Below are 1,474 nucleotides of genomic sequence, written 5' to 3' on the forward strand. Positions count from 1 at the left end.
TAAAATGTACCCTATAGAGTAGACACTTTAAAAAAAGTCTACCTATAGGGTACTTTTGTGTATACTTAAGAAAAAATAGTAAATGGGGAAAGAATATGAGTAAGAGATTGTTTACGGAAAAGGAAATTAGAATATTATCTAAAAATCTCTATGTAAAATCTGTTAGTGAAAAAGGGATTACTTATACTGATGAATTTAAAAGAATTTTTATTACTGAAAACGAAAAGGGTAAGTTTCCTAGACAAATATTCGAGGATCATGGATTCGATATAGATATTATTGGGAAAGAACGTATAAAGTCATCGGGTAATAGATGGCGTGCAGCATACCATAAATATGGCATAGGTGGTTTACAGGACACCCGTAAAGGAAACTCCGGTAGACCGAGTGAAAAGGAGCTTTCTATAGAAGAAAAGTATAAAAGATTAGAGGCACAAAATAACTTATTAAAAGCAGAGATAGAATTACTAAAAAAGATCGATATGGCAGAGAGGAGACTGAAGAAGAAACAGAAATAAACATTCCTGCATCGCAGAGGTTTGAACTGATTAAATTCGTAATTGACAAGTTTAAATTAAAAAACAAAGTAAGGTACTTATGTAAGGTAGCTGGTGTATCACCGTCAGGATATTATAATTATTTCTCATTAGCGTCACTGGAAAGAAGAAAACAACGTGAAAAGCAAGATGAAATTGCCAAAGAGAAGATATTGAAAGCCTTTAACTATAAGAGACGTAAAAAGGGTGCTCGACAAATTAAGATGACTTTGGATGGCGAATTCAAGATCAATTACAACCAAAAACGTATCCGCAGAATTATGAAGAAGTATGGCATTATATGCCCTATCAGAAAAGCTAATCCTTATCGTCGGATGGCGAAAGCAACGAAGGAACATACTGTATTACCAAACAAATTAAACCGACAATTCAAACAAAATATACCTGGAAAAGTATTATTAACAGATATCACTTATTTATTTTATGGAAAGGGAAAGAAAGCTTATTTATCCACGATTAAAGATGGATCAACCAATGAAATATTAGCCTACAACGTTTCTGATCGTATCACTTTAGATATCGCAACAGACACTCTTTTAAAGTTGAAAAATAATAGAAGAGTAAAAATGGCAGAGGGAGCTTTCATCCATTCGGATCAAGGATTTCACTATACAAACCCTACCTATCAAAAAATGGTTAAGAAATATGGTTTAGGACAATCCATGTCAAGGCGAGGAAACTGTTGGGATAACGCCCCACAAGAATCATTTTTTGGGCATTTCAAAGATGAAGCATATATTAAACCTTGTGAAACACTAAATGAGTTAAAGCGTGAAATTAAGAGTTATATGACTTATTACAACAATTACAGATATCAATGGAATCTAAAAAAGATGACCCCTGTACAATACAGGAATCACCTTTCCAGTGTAGCATAGTCTTTTTTTTTAAAAGTCCTTTACAAAGGGTACATATTA

The 1,474-nt window shown here is 33.0% G+C and carries 1 protein-coding gene; it reads left to right on the top strand.

Translation table 11 applies throughout. The features are described 5' to 3' along the window. Positions 1–95: 95 nt before the first annotated feature. Positions 96–1,435 (top strand): IS3 family transposase gene (locus BMX40_RS19885; RefSeq protein ID WP_244513681.1). Its coding sequence is split into 2 segments (ribosomal slippage): positions 96–509 and positions 512–1,435, totalling 1,338 coding nucleotides; the frame shifts between segments, so codons are not numbered across the junction. Positions 1,436–1,474: the final 39 nt, after the last annotated feature.

This window comes from Oceanobacillus limi (assembly GCF_900111445.1).
In the GTDB taxonomy this organism is placed as follows: domain Bacteria; phylum Bacillota; class Bacilli; order Bacillales; family Amphibacillaceae; genus Ornithinibacillus; species Ornithinibacillus limi.